The sequence below is a fragment of the Archangium sp. genome (assembly GCF_036388035.1).
Taxonomy (GTDB): Bacteria; Myxococcota; Myxococcia; order Myxococcales; family Myxococcaceae; genus Archangium.
Map to the genome: position 1 here is coordinate 1 of NZ_DASVSO010000564.1, position 22,641 is coordinate 22,641.

Sequence of the window (22,641 nt, forward strand, 5' to 3'; positions counted from 1 at the left end):
CTCCGCCGGCACGCCCGTGCCCGTCTCCGCCAGCGGCTTGCCCATCTGGCAGCGGAGGATCCGCACCGGCGCCAGCAGCAGCTTCGGCGAGAAGCTCACCGCCGCCTCCACTCGCTCGCCTTTCACCTGCAGCACCGGCGCGTACGCCCGCTCCAGGGAGAGCAGCGGCCCCTTGCTCCCGTCCGGCATGACGCCGCGCAGCTCCGCCTCGTAGAAGGCGCACACCACGCCGCCCGGCGACGTCACCTGATCGCTCGACCCCAGCCGGCCCCGGTACACACCCCACCCTGGCGAGCGGCCCTCACGCAGCGCCGCCACGCCCTCGTCGATGCTCCGGGGCGCCTCGGCCCGCAGCGTGTCCGCGCGCACCCAGACCCTCGAGCCCAGCACCGCCAGCCCCGCCGCCGCCACCAGCAGCCCGAAGCCCACGCCGTCCCCGAAGACCTCCGGCGACACCCACTGGAGCGGCCCGGCCCCGTAACGCAGCGCGACGAGCGCGAAGGTCACCGCCAGCAGTCCGAACCAGGCCAATGGCCACTGCGGCGTGGAGGCTCGGGCGTCCTTCCGACCGAAGGTGAAGGCCGCGAGCACCAGCGCGCTCAGACCCGCCGCGTACAGCGGGGCAAATGCCAACCGAAAGTCCATGGCCACCCCTTGGAGTCAGCACCGCGGCCGCATTCACGGTCAGGCCTCGGCCCGGCCAAAGGTGAGGATGCCCCAGCTCATCGGCAAGGGCACACCAGCCCCATGCTTCCGTGCACCACCGGACACGGGCTCGCCCCGAGGAGGAGACCTCCCGTCAGTCCTGTTGGGTTTCCGCCACTTTGTTGGTGCGCTGGGGCTTCTTCATGGGCACACCCCGCACCGTCAGATCCTCGAAGGTGCAGACGAGGTTGCGGCACCCCATGGCCACCTTCCCCGCGCGGCCCTGGAGGCCCTCCAGGTACTTGCGCGCGAAGCGCTGGCCGTTGAGGAAGGCCTCCACCTCCAACCCGGTCTTCTTCTTCTTGAGCTGCAGCTTCACGCGGAAGGGGCCTTCCATGGGGACTGGCGTCTCGTCCTCCACGAGGCTCTCCACATCCTGCGCGCTGTTGCCCACCACCTCTTTCTCGTCCTCGGTGGTGTAGCGCCAGCTCATCCGCATGCCCGCGCCCGGAATGGCGAAGACGGACACCTGCAGGCCCGTGATGCGGAAGGCCAGCTCGCCGTAGTGCTGCGCGTCGGGCTCCTCGGAGTAACCCCGGCCCAGCGGGCGCACCCCCATCAGCACCTCGGCGGAGAAGTCATCGGTGGAGAAGTAGCGGTTCGCCAGGTACGCGCGGGGGATCAGCTTCCCCTCGCCGCCCGTGGTGTCGTTGCCGCCCTGCTCCGCCGTCAGCCTTCCTCCCGACACCGACCACGTGCCGGCGTGGGCGTTCAGCTCCTCCCCGCCCGCCACGAAGTCCATGTCCAACCGCACACGCCCGTCCGACAGCTCCTCCACCGCCGAGGTCGCGAACAGGTCTCCATTGGTGTTGGCCGGCCAGCGCTTGTCCGCCGGCACCAGCCGGGGGCCCCAGGTGCCGACCACCACCTTCTTGTCCTCGCTCACCTGCACGCCCACCGGGCCCAGCAGCATCCGCAGGGAGAAGGAGATGACCATCACCCCGCCCATCACCGAGAGCCCCGTGCGCACCTTGCTCCAGCCCGACTTCAGCCGGCCGCGCACCCCGCCCTCCCGCACCAGCGCCTGTGGCTCCGTCACCCGCCCCGAGGACAGCCCGGGCTGCGAGACGCTCGTGACGAGCCCCTCGAGCGCCTGGCACACCTCGGCGGCCCGCGCGTAGCGCGCCTCGGGCGCGTTCTCCAGCAGCCGCGCCACCACCGCGTCCAGGCGCGCGTCCAGCCCCGGCACGCGCTCGGAGGGCAGCTTGAAGCGCCCCACCGGCAGCTCCCCGGTGAGCAACTCGTAGAGCACCACGCCGAAGGAGAACAGGTCCGCGCGCCCGTCCACGTTCTTCGCGTCCCGCCGCTGCTCCGGCGCCATGTAGTTGAGCGTCCCCATGGCCACCGACGTCGCGGTGAGTTGCAGCCGCGAGTCCGGCTGGCGGATGCCCGCCAGTCCGAAGTCCGCCACCTTCACGTGTCCGCGCCCGTCCAGCAGGATGTTCTCCGGCTTCAGGTCGCGGTGGATGATGCCCTTGTCGTGCGCGCACTCGATGGCCCGCGCCACCTGCAGCGCCAGGCGCAGGGCCTCGGGGGGCGACAGCTCGCGCATCACCTCGCGCAGCGAGCGCCCCTCCACGTACTCCATCACGAAGTAGTAGTGCTCCCCCGCCACCCCGCGATCGATGATCTGGATGATGTTGGGGTGGCTGAGCGCCGCGAGCGCCGTGGCTTCCTTCTCGAAGCGGGTGACGAACTCGGGATCCTTCGCCAGCCGCGGCGGCAGCACCTTCACCGCCACGCTGCGGCCCAGGGAGATCTGCCGCGCCAGCCACACCTCGCCCATCCCGCCCCGGCCCAGCACCCGCACCAGCTCGTAGCCGGGCAGCTCCAACGCCGTGCCGACGTAGGTGTTGAGCTCCGTGATGCCCGAGCCCACGGCCCCCTCGCCCAGGGAGGCCGACACCTGGCGCACGGGGAACTGGACTCCACAGGGACACGACACCTCGTGCCCGTCGGCGAGCCCGCTCACGTCATGCGCACGCGCACAGCCTGGACAGTTCTGGGTCGTCATCAGCCGTGGGAGTTGGTGATCTCCAGCCCGAGCACGCGATACGCCTGGACGCCCTTCTCGCGGCCCTTCACCTGGGTGACGGGCAGGGGCTCCGCCTCGAAGCCGTTGCCGGCCTTGCGGATGGTGCTCTCGTTGGCCACCACCTCGCCGCCCTTGGCGAGCCCGCACAGGCGCGAGGCCGTGTTCACCGTGTCGCCGATGGCGGTGAACTCATGGCGCTCGGTGCTGCCCATGTAGCCCACGACGGCCTGGCCGGTGTTCACGCCGATGCCCACCTCGATGGGCGGCTTGCCCGCCGCCATGCGCGAGCCGTTGAGCACCTCGACCGCGTCCTGCATCTCCAGCGCCGCGCGCAGTGCCCGCGCCGGATCGTCTGGGTGCTGCGAGGGCGGACCCCACACCGCCATCACGCAGTCGCCGATGAACTTGTCCAGGTTCCCCTCGTGGCGGAACACCACGCCCGCCATCAGGGTGAAGAACTCGTTGAGCATGGACACCACCTCCTGCGGAGACTCGTTCTCCGACAGGGTGGTGAAGCCGCGGATGTCCGCGAACAGGCACGTCACTTCCGCCAGCCGGCTCTGCCGCAGGTCCTCGGTCTCGCCGCGAATCACCGCCTCGGCCACCGCGCGGGACAGGAAGCGGCTGAGCTCGGCGCGCGTAATCGCCTCGGCCTGGATCTGCTGGGCCAGCGCGGCGTTCTCCAGGGCGATGGCCGCCTGCGCGGCGAGGCCCGAGAGGATGGTCAGGTCCTTCTCCGAGAAGGCGTTGGTCTGCTGGCGCGAGTCGAGGAACAGCACCGCCTCGAGCTGGCCCTTGGCCAGCAGCGGCACCGCCATGGCCGAGCGGATGCCCTGCGCCACGATGCTCTCCGAGGAGGAGAAGCGCTCGTCGATGATGGCGTCCGCGGTGAGCACCGCCTTGTGCGTCTCGGTCACCTTCTGCAGCACGGTGTCGGACACCATCACGTTGGCCGCGCTGCTGCCCTGCCGGTACTTCACCGCCACCGCGTGGGTGAACTGGCCGTCCGGGCTCTTCTTGAGGACGACGCCGTGGTCGGCCGTCAGCAGCTGGAAGGCCACCGAGAGGATCTGATCGAAGAGGTCCTCCTGCTTGCCCTTCTGGCTCACCTGGCGGTGGAACTCGTAGGCCAGGCGCAGCTTCTCGTACTCGCGCTTGAGGGTGGCCAGCTCCTGGATCTGCTCGGCGGGCCGGAAGTTCTGCGGCGCCTGCTGATCCATCTGCGCGAGGAACGCGGGGATGGAGTGCGACTGCGCCACCACCGTCACCCGGGGACCGGCGCGGCCCGGAGCCGGGGGGGCGACATTGGGGCCCACGGCGGCCTGACCCTGGGCGACCGACGCCTCCCCGGCGGTGAAGACGAGCTTGGAGGTGCCGAGGGTGATCTCATCCCCCTCGCGCAGCCGCAGCTCGGCGACGCGCCGCCCATTGACGAAGGTGCCGTTGGAGGAGCCCAGGTCGCGCAGGATGAAGTCGCGGCCCATGCGCTCGATGCTGGCGTGCTCCTTGGAGACCTCTCGGTCCACCAGCCGCACCGTATTGGACGGATGGCGACCCAGCGTCGTCAGGTCCCCGAGCGGGAACTCTCCCGTCGAACCGTCCGGAAACCGCCCCTTGAGGTGCGGACCGCGGATGGGATTGGACTTGGCAGATGGGGCGGGGACTTGACTCACGCGCGAGACCTCTCCGTCTCGGTCAACGACATCACGGCCAGGACACTAGCAGACGCGCCGGGGCACCGGAACGGCCACGGTTGCCCGCCTGGAGGGTTGCTTCAAGGCACCACGGGCGTCGGGTTTTCCGGGCTTACCGGAGGAGTGGACGAGCTGGACGACGTCCCCCGCCCCGAAACCAGCAGCGGAATCGGGTTCTTGAGGGCGAGGCCCACCGAGGGGTACAGGGTGACCCCCCCCAGGTCCCTCTCCTGGCCGAACACCCTCGGGCGGCTGTGGATGTAGCCACCGGTAAGCTCGGCGTAGAGGTGGACGTACTTGTAACCCAGGGCGAAGCCCACACTGGCGCCGTAGAAGTGGCTGTTGACGTGGGCCGGCAGCGTCAGGTTGAAGCCCGACAGGTCCGTGCCCACCTGGGCCAGGTCCACCAGCTTCTGGTCCAACGAGGTGCGGCTGAAGACGTACTTGGGCGCCGCGTACAGCTTGAAGATGTCCCCCACGTCCACGCTCATGTAGAGGGGAATCTCGACGTCCCAGCGCGAGAAGCTGTCGATCTTCACCACCTCCAGCGCGTCCAGGACGGGGCTCTTGAAGAGCTGGCGGGCGATGCCCACGCCCAGGGCCACGTCGAGCGACTTGCGCTGGGTGGGGGCCAGGTGGGAGTCGTCGGGATCTCCCCCGTGCAGCAGGCGCAGCTTGCCGTCGAACCGGACGGAGCTGGTGCTCAGGCGCAGGCCCACGTCCAGGGAGTTGGACTCCAGCAGGCCGGCGCGGATCATCAGCTCCTGGCTGGAGCCCGGAGGGGCCAGCGCCAGCGCCATGCCCACGGAGAGCAGCTTCTGGGCATCCTCCTCGGCGAGGGTGTAGGGCTGCTCGTCGTCGATGGCCTTCTTGATGGCCTTGCCCTGGACGATGCCCTGGTCGATGACGGTGGCGAGCTGGCCCACCGGGACGAAGAGGCCCGTGCCCCCGGACACCTGGAACTGGCCCCGGGCGAGCGGCTTCGCCGTCTGCATCGTGGACAGGGTCGAGGCGCAGCCGGTGGCGGTCAGCAGGACGAGCAGGGCGAGCAGTCTCATGGCGGGTCGGGACGTTACGCCGCCGGGTGTCCGCTTGTCAGTCCCCCGACCATTCGTTCCTTCCTCTCGGGGCGCTGGGGCTGTTAAGGGAAGTCCGTGCGAATCAAGCAGAGACCCGAAGATTTCTCCGTCAAGGAGTCCTACCGCTTCGATGAGGTGCCGGGCGGGCGCTACCGCGTCTACCTGATGGACAAGCAGAAGCTGTCCACCTTCGAGGCGGCGGATCGCCTCCGCGACGCGTTCGGCCTCAAGCCAGGCGCCATCTCCTACTGCGGCCTCAAGGACAAGCAGGGCCGCACCGAGCAGCTCATCGCGGTGGATGGCGCGGACGTGGACATGCAGGAGCCCGACCTGCGCCTGAAGTACCTGGGGCGCGCGGACAAGGCCCTGTCGGCCGCCAACATCACCTCCAACCGCTTCGCCGTCACCGTGCGCTCGCTGGACGAGTCGTCCGTTGGCCCCCTCAACGTGGCCGCCGCCGAGGTCAACCGCCTGGGCGTGGTGAACTACTTCGACAGCCAGCGCTTCGGCTCGCTCAAGCACGGCCAGGGCTTCATCGCCAAGGATCTCATCCGCGGCGACTTCGAGGCCGCCCTGCGCAACTACCTGGCCAAGCCCTCGGAACTGGACCGCACCGAGGACGCCAAGGTGAAGACCTTCTGGCGCGAGAACTGGGGCCGGTGGGACGCGCGCGTGCCCTTCGAGGGCTCCCGCAAGTACCACCGCATCCTCAAGTCCCTGCGCGACCACCCCGGCGACTACGTGCGCGCCTTCCTGCAGATCGACTCGGACTACCGCGCGATGCTGCTCTTCACCTACCAGAGCTACCTCTGGAACGAGGGCGTGCGGCGCTACCTCCAGCTGCTGCTGCCGCGCGAGCACCTCTTCCCCATGAAGTACCAGGCGGGCTCCCTGCTCTTCCACAAGGACGCCAACCCCGAGGTGCTTCGCATCCTGCGCGACGCCACCTTCCCCCTGCTCGGCCCGGACACCCGCATCGAGGATCCGAAGGTGCAGGAGGCCGTGGACTGGGTGCTCGGCAAGGAGAAGCTCTCCCTGCAGGACCTGCGGATCGAAGAGGCCTCGCGGCTGCTCTTCTTCAAGAGCGAGCAGCGCCCCCTGCTCGTCTTCCCCCAGAAGCTCGTCATCGGCCGCACCCAGCGGGACGAGCTGAACAAGGGCGAGGTCAAGGTCAACGTCGCCTTCACCCTGCCCCCCGGCGCCTACGCCACCCTCGTCATCAAGCGCCTCTTCCACTTCGTGTACCGGGACGAGAGCCCGCAGCAGATCCGCGAGTCGTGGCGCGCCCCCGTGGAGGAGCGGGACGGGCAGACCGCGGACACGGCCTATGCCCCCCGCGGCCCCCGGAGGGCCCCCGCCCCCACGCCCCCCTTGCAGGCCGCCAGGGGCCCGGCCCGACGCACCCGGGACACCGAGCAGGCGTCCACCGGCCGGCTCTCGGCCCTGCGCGCCTCGGCCCCCGAGGCCTCCCCTGTCCGGGCCACCCGGGCACCGGCCCGGCGCACCCCGGCCGCGGAGCCCGCTCCCGAGCAGCGCGGCAGGACCCGGGAGGCGGCCCCCCACGCCGAGGCCGCCCCGCCCGCCGGTGGATTCCTCGAGCGCCAGCGTCAGAAGAAGCAGACGAAGCAGCAGGCGCAGAAGGAGCAGGCGGCCAAGCGCGCGGAATCACAGAAGAAGAAGTGAGATCGCACGCCGATTTTCCGGGCGGTGCAATCGGGGGCGCCATGCTCCGTAGACCAGGGCGTGAATGCTCTCGCCCTCAACGCCGCATCCGACGTCGCGGACCTCGCCCGAGCCATCGGCATGCTGATGGCCGATGACGCCGCCGCCCCGCCGTGGAAGGCCGATGTGGTGGCCGCCCGGCGGGGGGATCCGTCGGCCTTCGAGTCGCTCGTGCGCAGCGTGCAGCGCCCGGTGTACGGCCTGGCGCTGCGCCTGCTCGGCAACGAGGCCGAGGCCTCCGAGGTCTCCCAGGAGGCCTTCCTGCGCGCCTACCAGAACCTGCACAAGTACGACGAGTCGCGCCCCTTCGACCTGTGGGTGATGGCCATCACCCGCAACCTGTGCCTGGACCTGCTGCGCCGGCGCACCAAGGTGAAGACGGAGGAGCTCGAGCCCATGCGGGACTTCCTCCCCAACGGCGAGGCCTCGCTCGAGGAGGGCGCCATCGCCCGCCAGGAACGCCAGTCGCTGGAGACGGCCCTCGCCACCCTGTCCGCCGACGACCGGGAGGTGCTCGCGCTCTACTACGTGCAGAAGCGCACCACGAAGGAGATCGCCCTGGTCCTGGGCTGCGCGCCCGGCACCATCATGGCGCGCCTGTTCCGGGCCCGGGAGAAGCTCCGCAAGAAGATGACGCCGGAGGAGCCGACATGATGCCCACGTCCATCGAGTGCCCGGACCTCGAGGTGCTCTTCACCGAGCTGGAGTCCGGTGAGCACGGCCCCGCCCTGGAGCACGCGAAGCTGTGCCCCCTGTGCACCGCCATCATCGAGGAGCACCGGCTGCTGGAGAAGGATCTCTACCGGCTGGCGGATCCGCTCCCCCCACCGGACCTGGTGCACAAGGTGATGGCGCGGGTGGCCGTCGAGCCCGCCCCCGTGCACCGCGAGCTGTGGACGGGCCTCTCCATCCTGGGCGTCTCGCTGCTGATGGGGCTCGGGGTGCTGCTCACCAATGACGCGGCCCTGAGCGGAGCCGGCACCGCGCTGGCCCGCTTCCTGGTGGACGGCAAGGCCTTCCTCGAGGCGCTGCTCAGTGGCTCCCGCGCCCTGTGGAGCACCGCGGCCGGACCCGTCGCCGCCCTGCTCGCTGTCCTCCTCCTCTCCTCCCTGTTCGGCATCAAGCGACTGGCCGGCAACGGCCCCACCCCTTCCGAAGCGTGAGTGTCGCCATGAAGATCTCCAAGCGCCTGTTGCTCCCCGCCCTCCTGCTCGCCTCGCCCCTCGCGCTCGCCCAGACGCCGGCCCCCGCGGCCGCCGCCGAGGCCCGGCCCCAGGACACCATCAGCATCCAGTTCCGCGGCTCGCTGCGCGACGCCATCCAGAAGATCGCCGAGGAGGGCGGCCTCAACGTGGTGGTGACGGGAGCGCTGGACTCTCCCGCCGAGGTCCGCCTGAAGAACGTCAGCGCCGAGCAGGCCCTGCGCACGGTGGCCCGCGCCTACTCGCTGAAGCTGGAGCAGGACGGCGGCATCTACACCCTGCGCCCCCTGTCGGGCCTGGAGAAGGTCCAGGACTTCGCGGGGACGCCGGCCACCCCGCCCATGCCCCCGGCTCCCGCCGTTCCGTCCACCCCGCCGCCGGGACCTGGCTTCGGGCCCTCGTCGCCGCCGGGGCCCGCGGACATCGCGGACGAGGTGGCCCAGAGCGCCATGGACGACGACGAGGTGAAGGAGCGCGTGCGCGATCGGATTCGCGAGGTGCGTCGCTCCAACCGGAACAAGGGCTCACGTGACGTGGTGGCCCGCGGCCGCTCGCTGGAGGTGAAGGAGGGCGAGTCGGTGGACAGCGCGGTCGTCTACGGCGGCAACCTGACGGTGAAGGGGAACGTGGAGGACGACGCGGTCGTCTTCGGCGGCAACCTGGAGGTCACCGGCCACGTGGAGGGGGACGTGCACGCCTTCGGTGGCAACGTGGTGCTCGGCCCGGGCGCGGTGGTGGAGGGGGACGTGTCCTCCTTCGGGGGCAACGTCATCAAGCAGGACGGCGCGCAGGTGGAGGGCAGCACCGAGTCCTTTGGCGGCGCCAACATCGGCAAGCTGGTGGCCGGAGAGATCAAGGAGAACCTCAAGAAGGAGACGAAGAAGGCCGCCCACGTCGAGCACGACGAGGACGACGAGCGGAGCGGCGGCGGGTTCGCGGCCTTCCTGGTGTGGTTCGCGATGCTCTTCGGGACGGGCTTCCTGGGGCAGCTCTTCTTCCCCACGCGGATGAGGGAGCTGGGCACGGAGGTCAAGGTGCAGCCGGTGAAGAGCGGTGTGGTGGGCCTGCTGTCGGCGCTGGCGATGATTCCCATCACCGTGGTGCTCACGGTGACGATCATCGGCATCCCGGTGATGCTGGCCCTGTGGGTGGTGGCCCTGCTGACGACGGCGCTGGGCTTCGCGGCGGTGGCGAGTGAGCTCGGTTCGAGGATTCCGGTGCTGCGCGGCCGCAAGACGCAGGCGATGGTGCTGGCCCTGGGGCTGCTCATCCTCCTGGTGGTGGGCCACATCCCGGTGCTCGGCCCGCTGGCGCTGACGCTGGCGACCCTGGTGTCCTTCGGCGCGGTCATCCGCACCCGGTTCGGCAACCGCTCGCGGGGCATTCCCGAGCCCCTCTTCTCCGAGCGCGTGCCGGGCTGAGCGGCGCGCTCACCTGAAGCACCCTCCGGGGGGCGGCACGGGGCCACGAGGCTCCGGGTCGTCCCCCGAAGTCGTTTCGGGCCCCAGCTCAGGCCTCAGTGCCCGTCGGGCCCACCGGCCAGCAGCAGGCGCTCGCCGAGCCGGGCGTCCGGGTGCCCGGGCTCCAGCAGCGAGGTGTCGTGCCGCAGCTTCCGGGCCGCCACGAGCCCCCCGGCCCGCATCACCGGACGCGGCACGAGCGACGACAGCCGCATCATCCACCGGTAGGCGAAGCCCGGATAGACGAGGGGCACGGCGCGCTCGAAGCCCTCGAGGGCCTCGCTGGCGCACTGGGCCGCGGAGATGCGCAGCCACGATGGGGCCCGCTCTTGCTGCTCCTGCGTGCCGGCCACCTCGCTGAACTCGGTTTCCACGGGCCCAGGCGCCACCTGCGTCACCACCACCCCCGTGCCCAGCAGCTCCAGCCGCAGCGCTTCGGTGAAGCCGTCGAGGAAGCGCTTCGTCCCCGTATAGACGGCCAGGCCCGGGACGAACACCCGCGCCCCTCCCGAGCTGATGTTGAGGATGCCGCCGCGCCCACGCTCCACCATGCGCCGCAGCAACCGGTGGGCGAGCAGCACGGGCGCCGTCACGTTCACCTGGAGCATCTGATGGATGCGCGACCAGCTCTCCTCCTCATAGAGGCTGTAGTCCCCCAGGCCCGCGTTGTTCACCAGCACGTCCACCTGGACGAGGTGGCGGTGCAGCGAGTCCAGCAGCGAGTCCACCTCCTCCGGGTGCGAGAGGTCGCACCGCTCCACCACCACGCCCAGCGTGGGGTTGCGCGCGTGCAGCTCCTCGCGGAGCTCCTCCATCCGCTCCACCCGGCGCGCCACCAGCACGATCGTCCGTGCTCTGCGGGCGAGCTGGCGGGCAATCTCCCGGCCGATTCCCGAGGAAGCCCCCGTGATGAGGACGGTGCCCGAATCAATGGGTGGACGCATGGGCTCCTCCACTTGCTGGCGAAAAGGAAAAGTAGCGACCCACCCCCCTCCTCCACATGACGCGCCGGGCCGAACGCCCTCCGAGCCACCCGACATCCTCGGCTCCTTCAGTTTCGTCCGGTTTTGCTACGATTTCATGGTATCCCGATGTTCTGATTCAGGACACTGGCCCGGCCCGGGCAAGCCCCTGATCCGGCTCGGGTTTCTTCCGGATTTGTGCAGTTTGTTTACAGCTGCCATCGGGAGACAGGAGCGCGCGTGCTCCACTCGCGCCGCGTGACGGGGGGCGGTCTCCGAGGAAGGACGGCCCTTTGCGCCATTGGCACGTCACGTGCCTTGGGGGAGACGCGCTCGCGCAACTTCCCCCGCGCGAGGAGAAAGCCCCCTTTATGAGCCTGAAGATTGTTCGTGCGTTCCTGGTGGTGGGTCTGACGGGTTGTGGTGTCGCCGAGCTGCCCTCGGACGTTCCGAACGCCGAGCCCGAGTCGCTGGCCTCCACGGAGTCCCCCGTCATCGTGGGCTCGGTGAACTGGAGCAGCGTCACCTCGCTGAGCTCCACCAGCACCGAGCGCACGCGCTCCAAGGCCGTGGGCTACCTGTCCATCCCGGCCGTGGGCAGCCGCTGCACCGCGTGGCTGGTGGGCACCGACAAGGTCGTCACCAACAACCACTGCATCGGCAGCAGCGCGGACGCGGTGGGCGCCAAGGTGTCCTTCAACTACGAGGACGGCGTCGCCTCCACCAGCCGCATCTGGTACGACTGCTCTGTCTTCGTGAAGACGTGGACGGCCGAGGACATGACCGTCCTCACCTGCAAGGCCCTCAACGGCTACCTCCCCGGCCAGGTGTACGGGAAGCTGACCGTGGCCCCCAGCAACGCCGTCAACAGCTCGGCGATGTACGTCATCCACCAGAACTGCGACTACAACGCCACCCCGAGCTGCGTGCCGACGAAGAAGTACTCGCCGGGCTCCGTGCTGAACACGAACTGGAGCAGCAACGAGCTGTCCTACAACGCGGACACGCTGGGCGGCTCCTCCGGCTCGCCGGTGCTCGCGGGCGCGAGCGCCGCCAACGCGCACTACGTGATCGGCCTGCACCACGTGGGTGTGGGCTCCAACTACAGCAGCACCGCGTACAACACGGGCGTCGAGGCCTCCGCCATCAAGGCCCGCCTCGCGGAAGTCGGCCTGTAATCCCGGGCCCTCGCGTCCCCGACGACACGGACTTGCGCGCGCCTCTCAATGGCGCGCGTCAAGGGAACGGCGGCTCCTCACGGGGTCGCCGTTTTGTCGTTTCAGGCCCCACCCGCTCCGAGCGGAGGCTTCGTCGACCAGCGACCCACGCACTCGATGATCTCCGCTGGACGCTCGGCGAGATGGTCCGGTCCGGCCTCCCGCAGACGGACCTCGGCGTCGAATCCCCAGCGTACGGCGATGACCTTCACGCCGACCTCCTTGCACGCCTCCACGTCCCGATGCTCGTCGCCCACGTAGACGAGCTGCTCGCGCTGGAGCCCGGCCCGCTTCATCAGCTCGCGCAGCAGCCGGGCTTTGCCGAAGATGCTGCTGCTGCAATAGAAGCCCTCCACCCACGCCTCGACCGCATGCCGCTTCAGGAAGGCGCGGATGTTCTCCTCGCTGTTGGTGGAGAGGATCATCAGCTTGAGCCCCCGGCCCCTCAGCTCCTTCAGCAGCTCGGGAATCCCCTCATGGAAGTCGATCGACTGGACCGCGTTCCGGAAGCTCCGGCCGACCTGCATCATCACCCAGGGCAGCTTGTAGGGGGGAACCCCGAGCTGTCTGCACCGCTCGAGCACGGACAGCTTGCGTAGCGCATCGAGGTTCTCCGCCGTCATCTTGCCGTAATGGTTCTTCTCGGCGAACGCGTTGTAGAGGCCGATGAAGGCCTCCTTCGAGTCCGCCAGCGTCCCATCGAAGTCAAACACGACGTGGGTGATCATGGACCGGCTCCTAACGCGCCCGCTTCATCAGGCGCAAGGCTTGCGCCCCCTCCCCGCGGAGCACGGAAGAGTTTGCGCGCGGACACCCCACTCCAGGAGAGACTCCCCTGGCACGCTTCTTCCAGCGATGAAGGGAAGAGCCCGCCCCGTTCCGGGGACCGGGCGGCAACGGAGGGAGCACCGATGCCCACGCCTTCTCGCATCCTGGTACCCGTGGACCTGATGGAGGGTTCCCGGGCGATCCTCGACTACGCGGTACAGCTCGCGCGGCCGTTCAACGCCTCCATCGAGGTGCTGCACGCCTGGGAGCCGCCGCAGTACGTGGCACCGGATCTCCTGGTGGCCGCGCCGGGGTGGAACCCGCAGTCGCTGGAGAAGACCGCGCTGGAGGCCGCGCGCAAGGAGCTGACGACGCTCATCGGCTCGCTCAACGCGCCCGGCCCCATCACCCAGCGGCTGGAGGTGGGTGAGCCAGCCGCGGCCACCCTCCGGGTGGCCGAGACGGGCGGGTTCGACATGATCATCATGGGGACGCACGGCCGCCGGGGCCTGCCGAGGCTGTTGCTGGGCAGCGTGGCGCAGAAGGTCATCGCCCGGGCGCACTGCCCCGTCCTCACCCTGCACGTGCCCGAGGAGAAGTAGGCGCGAGGCGCGGGGGCCCCCAGCCGCCGCGCCTCCCTCAGCCCTTGAGGCGCTTCTTCTCCCGCACCAGGCCCACGGCCTTCCGCGCGCGGGAGAGGCGCGTCTCCGCCTTCTTGGCCTCGCCCACCCAGTCCGCGTACTCCTTCTGGTGCGAGTAGCTGAAGGCCTCGAAGGTCCGCTGGGCCTCGGCGTCCGTCGCCAGGGCCTCGGCCAGCTCGGGGGGCACCTCCACCCGGCGCTCCGCCGTGTCCACCCGCAGCACCACCTCCACGCTGTCGCCCACGTCCACGCCGGCCGCGTCGCGGAGGGCCTTGTTGACGACGAGGAAGTGGCCCCCCTCCCCGTCCGGCATGAGCGAGCCCTGGAGGGGGCGCTCATTCACCGTCCCCTGCACCGGGATACGCCCTCGCGAGCCCAGGGCCTTGGAGACGGCGGCGGGTACCATCACGAAGGTCCAGGACCCGGGGGCGTCCGGGCGGACGAGACGGCCCTCGAAGCGGTGCTCACTCACGGATGAACCCTCCCCCAATATCTCTCGAGTGCGAGCCTGGGTGACTCGCCCTGTGAAAAGTAATGTGACGCTTCATCCCTCGCGTACTCCAGGAATGCCCGAACAGCATTCTTCTGGTCCGCTGTAAGTCCCTCGAACCTTTCGAGCTGCCAATCCCTGAGTTCGCGCTCCTCTGGGGAGGACTCGTCATGTGGAGTCAAGCCATACACGGTCATGGGCATTCGATTGCCATGGTCATCCAGCGCCGCCAGGAGGTAGGCGGGGAGATAGAACCAGAAGCCTTCCGAGCTCAAGAACGAGCTGCTGTGATATTGAAGCGCCTCGGGGGATAGCTCCGACCAGTGCTTGCCCCTGAACGCCCGAGCCAACTCAGCGCTCTCCCAGTCGTCTGGGTCGTAGGCAATGCGGTCGTCCCCAGGATAGACCGCATCCGCGAAGGCGGCCCTGACCTGTTGCCTGACGGAATCGATTCTGGAAGTCGGCATGGCGGCTTAACGGCACTGCTCCGGGCACCGCTTCTCAACCATCATCCGCGAGCAATCCGTGGCCCCCCTCCTGTAGTTCTCGACTTCGTCACGGTGGGGTTTGTTTCCGCCTCGGAAACACTGGTCCATGATTGCGACCCTGGCGCTGATACACCGCTGGTACAGCAAGAAGTTGGTCAGCAGCTCGGCACAATCCTGGGATTCGTAACACTTCATGCTCGTGGCCTTGCACGCCCGACCCACCTCCTCCTTCAGCCTCCTGTGCTCCTCCGAAGTGCAATCGCCCGGCGGCTGCATCGGCGTTGCGGCGCTCGGCGTTGCGGCGTTCAAGGATGCAGGCGAAAGCCACAGGAGCGTGAGAAGCGGCAGTGCAGAGGGGCCTCCTCCAAAACGCGGCAAGAAATGGACGGGCAGCACGGCCTGCATGCTAGCACCCCCAGTGCGGGCTTTGCCCACACCTGATGCAGAAGCGCCCCAGGACGACCACGCCGCGCCCTCCCGCCCTGCAATCGTTCCGGCGGCCCTTCGTAGAACCGGGTGCGCCGCCCTGAGCGGCCGCTCTCCCGGAGTCCCCGCACCATGTCCAAGCCGCTCCTGTCCGCCCTCGTCGCCTTCAGCCTGGTCGCCCTGCCCGTCGCGGCTCGCGCGGGAGATGACGCCAAGAAGGCGGACAAGGCTGAGAAGTCCCAGTGCACCATCAGCGTCAAGAAGGGGGACCTCGTCGCCAAGGGCAAGACCCTGATCGTCGAGGGTCAGGACGCGGTCCGAGACGCGCTGGCCCTCGACGGGGACGTGGTGGTCCGCGCGAGTGCCACGGTGAACAAGGTGACGGCCGTCCGGGGCAAGGTGACGGTGGAGGCCGGAGCCCGGGTGTCGGGGGACGTGTCGGCGCTCGGCGGGGACGTCCACATCAAGAAGGGCGCCACCGTCGCGGGAAAGGTGAGCGCCATCGGCGGCCGGGTTCGAGCCGACGAGGGTGCCACCATCGCCGGCGAGAAGACCGAGCTCAACATCAACGTCAACGGCGAGGAGCTCGTCACCAAGTTCCTCGGCGGGCTCGACATGGGCAAGGACACCCAGTGCGAGGTTCGCGTCACCGAGGAGTGACGGACTGCTCCTGCGCCGCGGGCTCCGGCGTCGCGGCGCTCGTGTGCGGCACCAGCGAGGCCCGCAGCGCGAGGATCTGCTCGCGGGCCATCTGCTTGAGCCGCTCCACGTCCGCGAGCGTCATGCCCTTGGTGGAGATGGGCGTGCCCACCGTCACCAGCGCGCGCGACATGGCGAAGCGCCACGAGTGCTTGGGCAGCGCCCGGCGCGTCCCACTCACCGCCATGGGCAGCACGTCCGCCCCGGTCTCGATGGCGAGCCGGAAGGCGCCATCCTTGAAGGGCAGCAGATCCTCCGTCTTCGAGCGCGTGCCCTCGGGGAAGATCATCACCGGCATGCCCTTGTCCAGCCAGCGGGCGCACGTGGCCATGGCCTCCTGCGCCGAGTCCTTCTCGCCGCGGCGCACGGGGATGTCCCCGGCCAGCCACATGCTCCAGCCCACGAAGGGAATCTTGAAGAGCGAGGCCTTGCCCAGCCACTTCATCTCCCAGGGCAGCTGCGAGATGATGAACGGGTCCGCGTTGGACTCGTGGTTGCTCACCACCACGGTGCGCGGAGCGGGGCGCGTGGGCGTCCCGTACACGCCGAACTTCCAGAAGGGGTTGAGCTTGGCCGCGGTCAAGCCGATGAGCCGGAAGGCGCGCCCCGTCACCACCTTGCGACGGTCGAAGGGCCAGGTGACGACCAGGGGGGCCTGCAGGCAGAAGCCCACCAGCGCCACCACGCCGGTTTCCAGCCACGCATATATGGAGAGCAGTGCGTTCATGAGATGCCTTCCGGCCTATCAGCGGCGGACCTTGGGGTCCAGATCCACGCTCACCGGGCAGTGATCCGAGCCGAGGATGTGGGGGTGGATGGCCGCCCGCTTCACGTAGGGCATGGCCCCGGGCGAGGCCAGCACGTAGTCGAGCCGCCACCCCACGTTGCGCTCGCGCACCCCGAAGCGCTGGCTCCACCAGCTGTAGTGCCCCGTCCCCTTCTCGAAGTGGCGGAAGGTGTCCACCCAGCCGGCGCGGATCCACCGGGCGAACTCCTCGCGCTCCTCGGGGAGGAAGCCGCTCGTCTCCCGGTTGTCCTTGGGGCGCGCCAGGTCGATCTCCTGATGCGCCGTGTTGAAGTCCCCCATCACCAGGAGGCGCTCGCCGTCACGCAGCCCCTTCTCCAGCCGCTTGAAGAGGCGCCGGTAGAAGGCCAGCTTGAAGGGCACCCGGCTGTTGTCCCGCTCCTTGCCGTTGCCATTGGGGAAGTAGCAGTTCACCACGGTGAGGCGTCCGAAGCGGGCCACCTGCAGCCGGCCCTCGACGTCCATCTCCCCCACCCCGAGCTTCGTCTCCACGTCATCCGGGGCCTTGCGCGCGAAGAGGCCCACCCCGCTGTAGCCGGCGCGCTCCGCCGCCACGAAGTGGGTGGCGCGCCAGCCCTCGGGAGCGCGCACCTCCTCGGGGAGCTGCTCCTCGCGGGCGCGCACCTCCTGCACGCCCACCACGTCGGCCTTCTCGGCCGCCAGCCAGTCCAGGAAGCCCTTCTTGTGGGCCGCTCTCAGCCCGTTCACGTTCCAGGAGATGATCCGCACGGTACTGCTCTCATTGCCTGACCGGCGCGCGCGGGTCCAGCCCCAACGCGCGTCGGCTGGCCGGCCGCTTCACCGCTCGTGCGGGCTGCTCACGGGGGCCTGTGCCGGGTAGGCCGGGCCCACCCCGCAGGACTGCCGGAAGGCGCGCACGGCCTCGGCGATCTCCGTGCCCGCCTCCACCAGCCCCGCGTGGCCCGCGTCCTCCACCAGCACCCACTCCGCGTGGGGAATTCCCTCGCGCATCCGCTCCAGCTCGCGCAGGGGCACCATGAGATCGTTCTTCGCGGCGATGAGCTGCGTGGGCACCCGCACCTGGGGCAGCACGTCCCAGGACGGCGGGGACTCCAGCAGGCCGCGCATCATCATCCAGAAGGCCCGCGGGTCCATGTGGCTGAGCGCCTTCAACATCTCCGAGATGTCCGCGCGGGGGGCTCGGGCCCGCAGCAGGCCCGTCATGCGCCCGAACGGGTACGCCAGCCGCGAGGACAGGAAGTCGTGGACCACGGGCGCCAGCAGGGGCACGAAGGGCGTCAGGAGCTGGAAGGTGCGGGCCACGGTGCCGCGCCCGCCCGGCACCGGGACGAGCCAGGTGCTCGGGTCCGGGGTGGCCGCTCCGCCGCCGATGAGCGTCATGGCCGGCACCAGCTCGGGCCGCCGCCGGTACAGCTCCAGCACCACCCGCACGCCCATGGAGAAGGCCACGTGGTGCGGGGGGCGCCCGTCCCCGCGAGTCATCATCTCCTCGGTGATGCGCTCGAGGTCGTCCACGTGGACGCGCAGCGCGTAGTCATCGTTGGCGGACACCGCGCTCCGGCCGTGGCCCCGGTAGTCCCAGTGCACCACCCGGTGGTCCTGCTCCAGGTCCGCGACGAGGTAGCGCCAGAAGTTCTCCGAGGTGCCGATGCCGTTGGTGAGCAGCACCCCCGGCCGGGGGGCCAGCTTCGACTCCGCCTCGGCCTCCGGGGCATCTCCCACATGCGTGTGGTACGCGACGCGGGTGCCATCGGGCGCGAGGACGAAGCGGGTGAGGCGGCGGTAGGGCATGTCCTCCCACCATTCGGCCGGCCCCCCCGGTCGCGCAAGCCCCGGCGTTCAGTATTGGGTGATATCGAGGGAGTTCATCGCCGGACCTGAACGTTCCCTTCCTGCCCATGACCCTCGCCGCTCCTTCCCCTGCCCTCGCGCGCTGGCTCGAGCCCCGCCCGTTGGCCCCCGACGCGCCCGCCGCGGTCGTGGCCGTGGGCACGATGAACTTCGGGGCCCGCACGCCCGCCCCCGAGGCCGCGCGCATCGTGGCCCGAGCGCTGGAGCGCGGGGTGCCCTTCTTCGACACGGCCAACTCGTATGGCAACGGAGAGGCCGAGCGCATCCTCGGACAGCTGCTCAAGGGCCGGCGCTCGGAGGTGGGGCTCGCCACCAAGGTGGGCCTGGCGCGGGTGCGCGGGAAGTCCGAGGGCCTCTCGGGCGCCCAGGTGGTGCGCGCGGTGGAGGAGAGCCTGAAGCGGCTCGGGACGGACCACGTGGACGTGCTCTACCTGCACGCGCCGGACCCCACCACGCCGGTGGAGGAGACGCTGGAGGCCGTGCACGGGCTGCTTCGAGCCGGCAAGGCGCGGCACTGGGGCGTGTCCAACCACGCAGCCTGGCAACTCCTGGAGCTGCGGAGCCTGTGCGATGCGCGCGGCATGCCCCGTCCAACGCTCTCGCAGGTGCTCTACAACCTGCTGGTGCGCCAGGTGGAGGTGGAATACCTGCCCTTCACGCGCCGCCATCCGCTCCACACCACCGTCTACAACCCGCTGGCCGGAGGACTGCTCTCCGGGCGCTACTCACCGGGAGCCTCCATCCCCTCGGGCTCGCGCTTCGATGGGAACCGTCTCTACCAGCGCCGCTACTGGTCCGAGCGCCTCCTCGAACTGGCCGAGCGCCTGCGCGCCGTCGCCGAGGCGGCGGGCCTCACGCTGCTGGAGCTCTCCTACGCGTGGCTGGCGGGGCGGCCGGGGGTGGACTCGGTGCTGGTGGGGCCGGGGACGGTGGAGCACCTGGACGCGGCGCTGGACGCGTGCGCGAAACCCCTGCCGCCGGAGGTGGTGACGCGGGCCGACGAGCTGTATCGGGAGTGGCAGGGCACGGACGCCACGTACGCGAGGTGAGCATGCTGCGGGTGGAGGCGGAGACATTCGACATCGCGGGGCCGCTGGCGCACTACGCCGAGCACGGCTACGCGCGCCTGGGCAAGCTGCTGGACGCCGAGGGCCTGGAGTCCCTGCGCGAGCGCGCGGACGACCTGATGCTGGGCCGGGTGAGCTACCCGGGCTTCTTCTGGCAGATGGACGCGCCCACGGGCCGGTACGAGGACGCGCCGCTGGGGCTCGGCTGGCAGGGGCCGTCGCTGGACTACCGCAAGCTGGAGAAGCTGGAGAAGGACCCGCGCTTCCTCGCGTGGATGGAGAACCCGCTCTTCGAGCGCATCGCCCGGGCGTGCATCCCCGGCGACATCACCCTCTACCGGGCCATCCTCTTCCACAAGGGCGAGCGCGGCGGCAGCGAGCTGCCCTGGCACCAGGACGGAGGCCGGCTGTGGGGCCTCACGAAGGACCCCGAGCTGCAGCTCTGGACCGCGCTGGACGACGCGCCGCTGGACGGAGGCTGCGTGGAGGTGGTGCCGGGAAGCCACCGCTGGGGGCTGGCGACGGAGCTCGGGGGCGTGGTGCCACCGGACCAGGTGGCGGCGCGAGGCGCCAACGGGCTGGCGGTGCCGCTGCCGGTGGAGGCCGGCGAGGTGCTGCTCCTCCACAACTACGTGTGGCACCGCTCCTCGCCGAGCCGCACGGGCCAGCGCCGTCGAGGCTTCTCGGCCTGCTACATGAGCGCGGAGACGCGGTGCGTGCGCAAGAAGAAGACGCCGCGCGACTTCTTCCCGCTCTTCCGCCACGGCGCCCGCTGAGGCGCGACGGACGCCCTACCCCGCCTTCAGCCGGCTCTTGCGGTACGCGGGGAGGCTGATGCGGAAGATGCTGCCCTTGCCCACCTCGCTGCTGGCGGAGATCTCCCCGCCGAAGCCGGTGATGATGCCGTGGCAGATGGAGAGGCCGAGCCCCGTGCCCACGCCCACCGGCTTGGTGGTGAAGAAGGGATCGAAGATGCGCCCGAGCACCTCGGCGCTCATGCCGCACCCGGTGTCCCGCACCTCGATGACGGCGTGGTCGTTCTCGTTGCGCAGCGAGACGCGGATCTCGTTCTTGTCCGACTGGCCCTGCGGAATGGCGTGGGCGGCGTTGATGAGCAGGTTGAGGACGACCTGACCGAAGCGGGCCTCGCTGCCCTCCACGAGCGGCGCCTCGGACACGTCCTTCACCACGGTGGCGCGGTGGCGCAGCTCGCCGCGGGCCAGCGCGAGCGCCGAGTCGATGACGCGCCGCAGGTCCACCGCCGTGGGCTGCTCCTCGTCGCCGCGCGAGAACGTCTTCAGGTCCTGGACGATGAGCCGGACGCGGTTGACGCCCTCGTTGGTCTCCTCCAGCACCTCCTCCAGCTCGTCCAGGCGCCCCTTGGGCAGCTCCCCGGCGAGCGCGTGCAGCTCCTCGGTGAGGAAGGACAGGTTGGAGATGACGAAGGCCAGCGGGTTGTTGATTTCGTGGGCCACGCCCGCGGCGAGCGTTCCCACCGAGGCCAGCCGATCCGCGACGACGAGGCGCGCCTGAATCTGATTGCGCTCCGTCAGGTCGCGCGCGCTCACCAGGGTGGCGGGCTGACCGGCGAAGACGAGCCGCAGGCTGCTGATCTCCGCCGTGACGATGCGGCCGTCCGGAGGCAGGAAGCGGATCTCCCGGACGCGGGGAGCGCCCCGGCCGGGCATGCCGTCGAGCTGACCGGCGGCGGCGGCGCGGTCCTCCGGGTGGACGAAGTCCAGCAGGGAGCGGCCCACCAGCTCATTGGTGGGCAGGCGCAGGAAGGCGCACGACGAGGGGTTGACGTAGAGCAGCGGCCCGCCGCGGTGCACGAAGATGGCCTCGGGCGAGCCCTCGATGAGGGCGCGGAAGCTCTCCTCGGAGCGACGCAGCGCCTCCTCGGCGGCCTTGCGCTCGGTGATGTCGAAGGACACGCCTCCGAGGAAGCGCCGGCCCGAGCTGTCGCGGGCGATGAAGCGGTAGGTGAGGAAGTGGCGCGGCTCGCCCTCGGGCGTGGGGATGACGGTCTCGGACACCGAGGGCTGGCCGGACTTGAAGGCCTGATCGTCCTGATCCCTCAGGTGGGCCACCGTCTCCGGCGACATGATCTGCTCGTCGGGGATGGTGCTCACGTCCACGCCGGGCGACAGCGCGAAGAAGCGCCGGAAGGGCTCGTTGACGAAGACGCGCCGGCCGGACTCGTCCTTCATGTAGGCCAGCGCGGGGTTGTTGTTGAGGAACGAGTCGAAGAGGTGCTGGCTCTCCTGGAGCGCGGTGACGATCGACGCCACCTCGGTCATCAGGGCCTGCTTGGCGGCGTGCTCGGCCGCGTTGCCCATGGCGGCCCCGAGCAGACCGGCCATCAGCTCCAGCGTGCGCTCGTCCGAGTCCACGAAGGCATACGGCACCCCCGAGGAGATGCTCACCACGCCCACCGTCTGGTTGTCGCGCTTGAGCGGCACGTTGAGCATGGAGCGGAACTTGAACCGGCGCGCCGCCTCCACGTTGACGCGCGGATCCCGCTCGGAGTCGTCCGTGCGCAGCACCTCGCCCGTCAGCACGCACGAGCCGGCGAAGGTGCTCGCGATGGGCAGGCGCGCGCCCTGGAACTGCGCGGAGAAGCCCGTGCCGACGCGGTAGAACATCTCCTCGCCCTCGACGAGCGCCACGGCCGCGCCACTCGCGCCGCAGAGGATCATCGCCCGCTCGGCGATGAGCCGCATCACCACGTCCAGGTCCAACCCGGCCAGCGCGATGTCGTTCTGCGTCTGGATGATGGCCGCCAGCCGCTCGATCTCCCCGCGCGCCGACTCCTCGTGCGTCTGCCGGCGCATGAACGCGTAGCTGCGGCGCTCGAACAGCTCCACCCGGGCGCGCACGTCCGCCGGGTGGAAGGGCGCCACCAGGTAGTCGTCCACGCCGATCTCCATCAGCGGCGTGAGATCATCGGTCGACGTGCTCGCGGCCATGCCGAGCACGAACACCTCGGCGGCGCGGATCTGCGCGCGCAGCCGGCTGAACCACTCGGACTTCTCGCGGACCAGCTCGGCCCCGACGACCAGCACGTCCACCAGGGAGATGGTGGCGGCCGTCACCTCGGGTCCCGTGGCGACCACCACGTCATGGCCCATGCGGGAGAGCTCCGCCCCGATGGGATGGTCACCGTCGCGACTGAGGAGGAGGAAGCGCATGAGGGCGGAGCGGATTCTTGAGAAGCGGGAGATTGCTAGATCGGAGCCCTTCAGGTCCACCAGGAGCACGACATTCTGGAGGATGCGACGCCCCTGCTGGCCGCAAGCCTACCCTCGTTCGCCACTTCGGTGGGAGAGGCGGGCTGCGCGCCGGCTT

Annotated in this window: 22 protein-coding genes; 9 read left to right on the forward strand and 13 right to left on the reverse strand. The window is 70.0% G+C overall.

The annotated features are described in order from the left end of the window. The 4 genes from VF697_RS22665 to VF697_RS22680 form a co-directional block, all read right to left on the reverse strand. Positions 1–645: hypothetical protein (locus VF697_RS22665; protein WP_331098291.1), on the reverse strand; the 645-nt coding region annotated here is incomplete at its 3' end. 154 nt (positions 646–799) lie between these two features. Beyond that, positions 800–2,719 (reverse strand): serine/threonine-protein kinase, encoded by a 1,920-nt coding sequence (locus VF697_RS22670; RefSeq protein ID WP_331098292.1) that lies wholly within the window; start codon positions 2,717–2,719, stop codon positions 800–802. Next, the gene (locus VF697_RS22675) at positions 2,719–4,413 is read right to left on the reverse strand and encodes an adenylate/guanylate cyclase domain-containing protein (RefSeq protein ID WP_331098294.1); all 1,695 of its coding nucleotides are present in this window, start codon (positions 4,411–4,413) and stop codon (positions 2,719–2,721) included. Before VF697_RS22675 ends, VF697_RS22670 begins: the two co-directional genes overlap by 1 nt. A gap of 101 nt (positions 4,414–4,514) precedes the next feature. Further along, entirely contained in the window at positions 4,515–5,492 is a 978-nt protein-coding gene (locus VF697_RS22680; RefSeq protein ID WP_331098296.1) for a hypothetical protein, read from the reverse strand. 96 nt (positions 5,493–5,588) lie between these two features. On the opposite strand from VF697_RS22680, the gene truD reads away from it, so the two are divergent. The 4 genes from truD to VF697_RS22700 are packed head-to-tail and all read left to right on the forward strand — an operon-like array spanning position 5,589 to position 9,858. After that, positions 5,589–7,196, forward strand: coding sequence for a tRNA pseudouridine(13) synthase TruD (truD, locus tag VF697_RS22685; RefSeq protein ID WP_331098298.1), 1,608 nt, complete (start codon positions 5,589–5,591; stop codon positions 7,194–7,196). Between the two features lie 60 nt (positions 7,197–7,256). Continuing rightward, entirely contained in the window at positions 7,257–7,889 is a 633-nt protein-coding gene (locus VF697_RS22690; protein ID WP_331098300.1) for a sigma-70 family RNA polymerase sigma factor, read from the forward strand. Further along, complete coding sequence (locus VF697_RS22695; RefSeq protein WP_331098302.1) at positions 7,886–8,398, forward strand: hypothetical protein; 513 nt, start codon at positions 7,886–7,888, stop codon at positions 8,396–8,398. Before VF697_RS22690 ends, VF697_RS22695 begins: the two co-directional genes overlap by 4 nt. 8 nt (positions 8,399–8,406) lie before the next feature. After that, the gene (locus VF697_RS22700; RefSeq protein ID WP_331098304.1) at positions 8,407–9,858 is read left to right on the forward strand and encodes a hypothetical protein; all 1,452 of its coding nucleotides are present in this window, start codon (positions 8,407–8,409) and stop codon (positions 9,856–9,858) included. Positions 9,859–9,953: 95 nt separating this feature from the next. Here VF697_RS22700 and VF697_RS22705 read toward each other — a convergent pair whose 3' ends face one another. After that, positions 9,954–10,841: an SDR family NAD(P)-dependent oxidoreductase gene (locus VF697_RS22705; RefSeq protein ID WP_331098306.1), complete on the reverse strand. Its 888-nt coding sequence runs from the start codon at positions 10,839–10,841 to the stop codon at positions 9,954–9,956. Between the two features lie 389 nt (positions 10,842–11,230). On the opposite strand from VF697_RS22705, the gene VF697_RS22710 reads away from it, so the two are divergent. Further along, the gene (locus VF697_RS22710; protein ID WP_331098307.1) at positions 11,231–12,037 is read left to right on the forward strand and encodes a trypsin-like serine peptidase; all 807 of its coding nucleotides are present in this window, start codon (positions 11,231–11,233) and stop codon (positions 12,035–12,037) included. A 101-nt stretch (positions 12,038–12,138) separates the two neighbouring features. On the opposite strand, the gene VF697_RS22715 is transcribed toward VF697_RS22710, so the two are convergent. Beyond that, positions 12,139–12,804 carry an HAD hydrolase-like protein gene (locus VF697_RS22715; RefSeq protein ID WP_331098309.1) on the reverse strand — a complete coding sequence of 222 codons (666 nt, stop codon included), beginning with the start codon at positions 12,802–12,804 and terminating at the stop codon, positions 12,139–12,141. 183 nt (positions 12,805–12,987) lie between these two features. On the opposite strand from VF697_RS22715, the gene VF697_RS22720 reads away from it, so the two are divergent. Further along, positions 12,988–13,446 carry a universal stress protein gene (locus VF697_RS22720; protein WP_331098311.1) on the forward strand — a complete coding sequence of 153 codons (459 nt, stop codon included), beginning with the start codon at positions 12,988–12,990 and terminating at the stop codon, positions 13,444–13,446. Positions 13,447–13,483: 37 nt separating this feature from the next. On the opposite strand, the gene VF697_RS22725 is transcribed toward VF697_RS22720, so the two are convergent. The 3 genes from VF697_RS22725 to VF697_RS43545 are packed head-to-tail and all read right to left on the reverse strand — an operon-like array spanning position 13,484 to position 14,868. Continuing rightward, positions 13,484–13,957, reverse strand: a complete 474-nt coding sequence (locus VF697_RS22725; protein ID WP_331098313.1) for a YdeI/OmpD-associated family protein — start codon at positions 13,955–13,957, stop codon at positions 13,484–13,486. After that, positions 13,954–14,442: a DUF6714 family protein gene (locus VF697_RS22730; RefSeq protein ID WP_331098315.1), complete on the reverse strand. Its 489-nt coding sequence runs from the start codon at positions 14,440–14,442 to the stop codon at positions 13,954–13,956. The genes VF697_RS22725 and VF697_RS22730 overlap by 4 nt, the downstream gene beginning before the upstream one ends. Positions 14,443–14,448: 6 nt before the next feature. After that, positions 14,449–14,868 (reverse strand): hypothetical protein, encoded by a 420-nt coding sequence (locus tag VF697_RS43545; RefSeq protein ID WP_414641333.1) that lies wholly within the window; start codon positions 14,866–14,868, stop codon positions 14,449–14,451. Positions 14,869–15,021: 153 nt separating this feature from the next. On the opposite strand from VF697_RS43545, the gene VF697_RS22735 reads away from it, so the two are divergent. Beyond that, on the forward strand, positions 15,022–15,549 hold the full coding sequence (locus VF697_RS22735) for a hypothetical protein (protein ID WP_331098317.1): 528 nt from the start codon (positions 15,022–15,024) through the stop codon (positions 15,547–15,549). Here the strand turns inward: VF697_RS22735 and VF697_RS22740 are convergent. The 3 genes from VF697_RS22740 to VF697_RS22750 form a co-directional block, all read right to left on the reverse strand. After that, on the reverse strand, positions 15,536–16,315 hold the full coding sequence (locus VF697_RS22740; RefSeq protein ID WP_331098319.1) for a lysophospholipid acyltransferase family protein: 780 nt from the start codon (positions 16,313–16,315) through the stop codon (positions 15,536–15,538). The two genes, VF697_RS22735 and VF697_RS22740, sit on opposite strands and share 14 nt — an antisense overlap. 18 nt (positions 16,316–16,333) lie before the next feature. Next, entirely contained in the window at positions 16,334–17,122 is a 789-nt protein-coding gene (locus VF697_RS22745; protein WP_331098321.1) for an exodeoxyribonuclease III, read from the reverse strand. A gap of 69 nt (positions 17,123–17,191) precedes the next feature. Next, positions 17,192–18,166, reverse strand: coding sequence for an alpha/beta hydrolase (locus tag VF697_RS22750; protein WP_331098323.1), 975 nt, complete (start codon positions 18,164–18,166; stop codon positions 17,192–17,194). A gap of 107 nt (positions 18,167–18,273) precedes the next feature. Here VF697_RS22750 and VF697_RS22755 point away from each other — a divergent pair, with 107 nt between their 5' ends. Further along, positions 18,274–19,275: an aldo/keto reductase gene (locus VF697_RS22755; protein WP_331098325.1), complete on the forward strand. Its 1,002-nt coding sequence runs from the start codon at positions 18,274–18,276 to the stop codon at positions 19,273–19,275. Between the two features lie 2 nt (positions 19,276–19,277). Continuing rightward, positions 19,278–20,069 carry a phytanoyl-CoA dioxygenase family protein gene (locus VF697_RS22760; RefSeq protein ID WP_331098327.1) on the forward strand — a complete coding sequence of 264 codons (792 nt, stop codon included), beginning with the start codon at positions 19,278–19,280 and terminating at the stop codon, positions 20,067–20,069. Between the two features lie 15 nt (positions 20,070–20,084). On the opposite strand, the gene VF697_RS22765 is transcribed toward VF697_RS22760, so the two are convergent. Continuing rightward, entirely contained in the window at positions 20,085–22,484 is a 2,400-nt protein-coding gene (locus VF697_RS22765) for an ATP-binding protein (protein ID WP_331098329.1), read from the reverse strand. Between the last annotated feature and the right edge of the window lie 157 nt (positions 22,485–22,641).

What these genes read in the sequence shown, in the direction of transcription:
- VF697_RS22670 (WP_331098292.1), bottom strand. Translation starts at nt 2,719, where the DNA reads ATGACGACCCAGAACTGTCCAGGCTGTGCGCGTGCGCATGACGTGAGC.
- VF697_RS22680 (WP_331098296.1), bottom strand. Translation starts at nt 5,492, where the DNA reads ATGAGACTGCTCGCCCTGCTCGTCCTGCTGACCGCCACCGGCTGCGCC.
- VF697_RS22695 (WP_331098302.1), top strand. Translation starts at nt 7,886, where the DNA reads ATGATGCCCACGTCCATCGAGTGCCCGGACCTCGAGGTGCTCTTCACC.
- VF697_RS22700 (WP_331098304.1), top strand. Translation starts at nt 8,407, where the DNA reads ATGAAGATCTCCAAGCGCCTGTTGCTCCCCGCCCTCCTGCTCGCCTCG.
- VF697_RS22705 (WP_331098306.1), bottom strand. Translation starts at nt 10,841, where the DNA reads ATGCGTCCACCCATTGATTCGGGCACCGTCCTCATCACGGGGGCTTCC.
- VF697_RS22710 (WP_331098307.1), top strand. Translation starts at nt 11,231, where the DNA reads ATGAGCCTGAAGATTGTTCGTGCGTTCCTGGTGGTGGGTCTGACGGGT.
- VF697_RS22715 (WP_331098309.1), bottom strand. Translation starts at nt 12,804, where the DNA reads ATGATCACCCACGTCGTGTTTGACTTCGATGGGACGCTGGCGGACTCG.
- VF697_RS22720 (WP_331098311.1), top strand. Translation starts at nt 12,988, where the DNA reads ATGCCCACGCCTTCTCGCATCCTGGTACCCGTGGACCTGATGGAGGGT.
- VF697_RS22730 (WP_331098315.1), bottom strand. Translation starts at nt 14,442, where the DNA reads ATGCCGACTTCCAGAATCGATTCCGTCAGGCAACAGGTCAGGGCCGCC.
- VF697_RS43545 (WP_414641333.1), bottom strand. Translation starts at nt 14,868, where the DNA reads ATGCAGGCCGTGCTGCCCGTCCATTTCTTGCCGCGTTTTGGAGGAGGC.
- VF697_RS22735 (WP_331098317.1), top strand. Translation starts at nt 15,022, where the DNA reads ATGTCCAAGCCGCTCCTGTCCGCCCTCGTCGCCTTCAGCCTGGTCGCC.
- VF697_RS22740 (WP_331098319.1), bottom strand. Translation starts at nt 16,315, where the DNA reads ATGAACGCACTGCTCTCCATATATGCGTGGCTGGAAACCGGCGTGGTG.
- VF697_RS22750 (WP_331098323.1), bottom strand. Translation starts at nt 18,166, where the DNA reads ATGCCCTACCGCCGCCTCACCCGCTTCGTCCTCGCGCCCGATGGCACC.
- VF697_RS22755 (WP_331098325.1), top strand. Translation starts at nt 18,274, where the DNA reads ATGACCCTCGCCGCTCCTTCCCCTGCCCTCGCGCGCTGGCTCGAGCCC.
- VF697_RS22760 (WP_331098327.1), top strand. Translation starts at nt 19,278, where the DNA reads ATGCTGCGGGTGGAGGCGGAGACATTCGACATCGCGGGGCCGCTGGCG.
- VF697_RS22765 (WP_331098329.1), bottom strand. Translation starts at nt 22,484, where the DNA reads ATGCGCTTCCTCCTCCTCAGTCGCGACGGTGACCATCCCATCGGGGCG.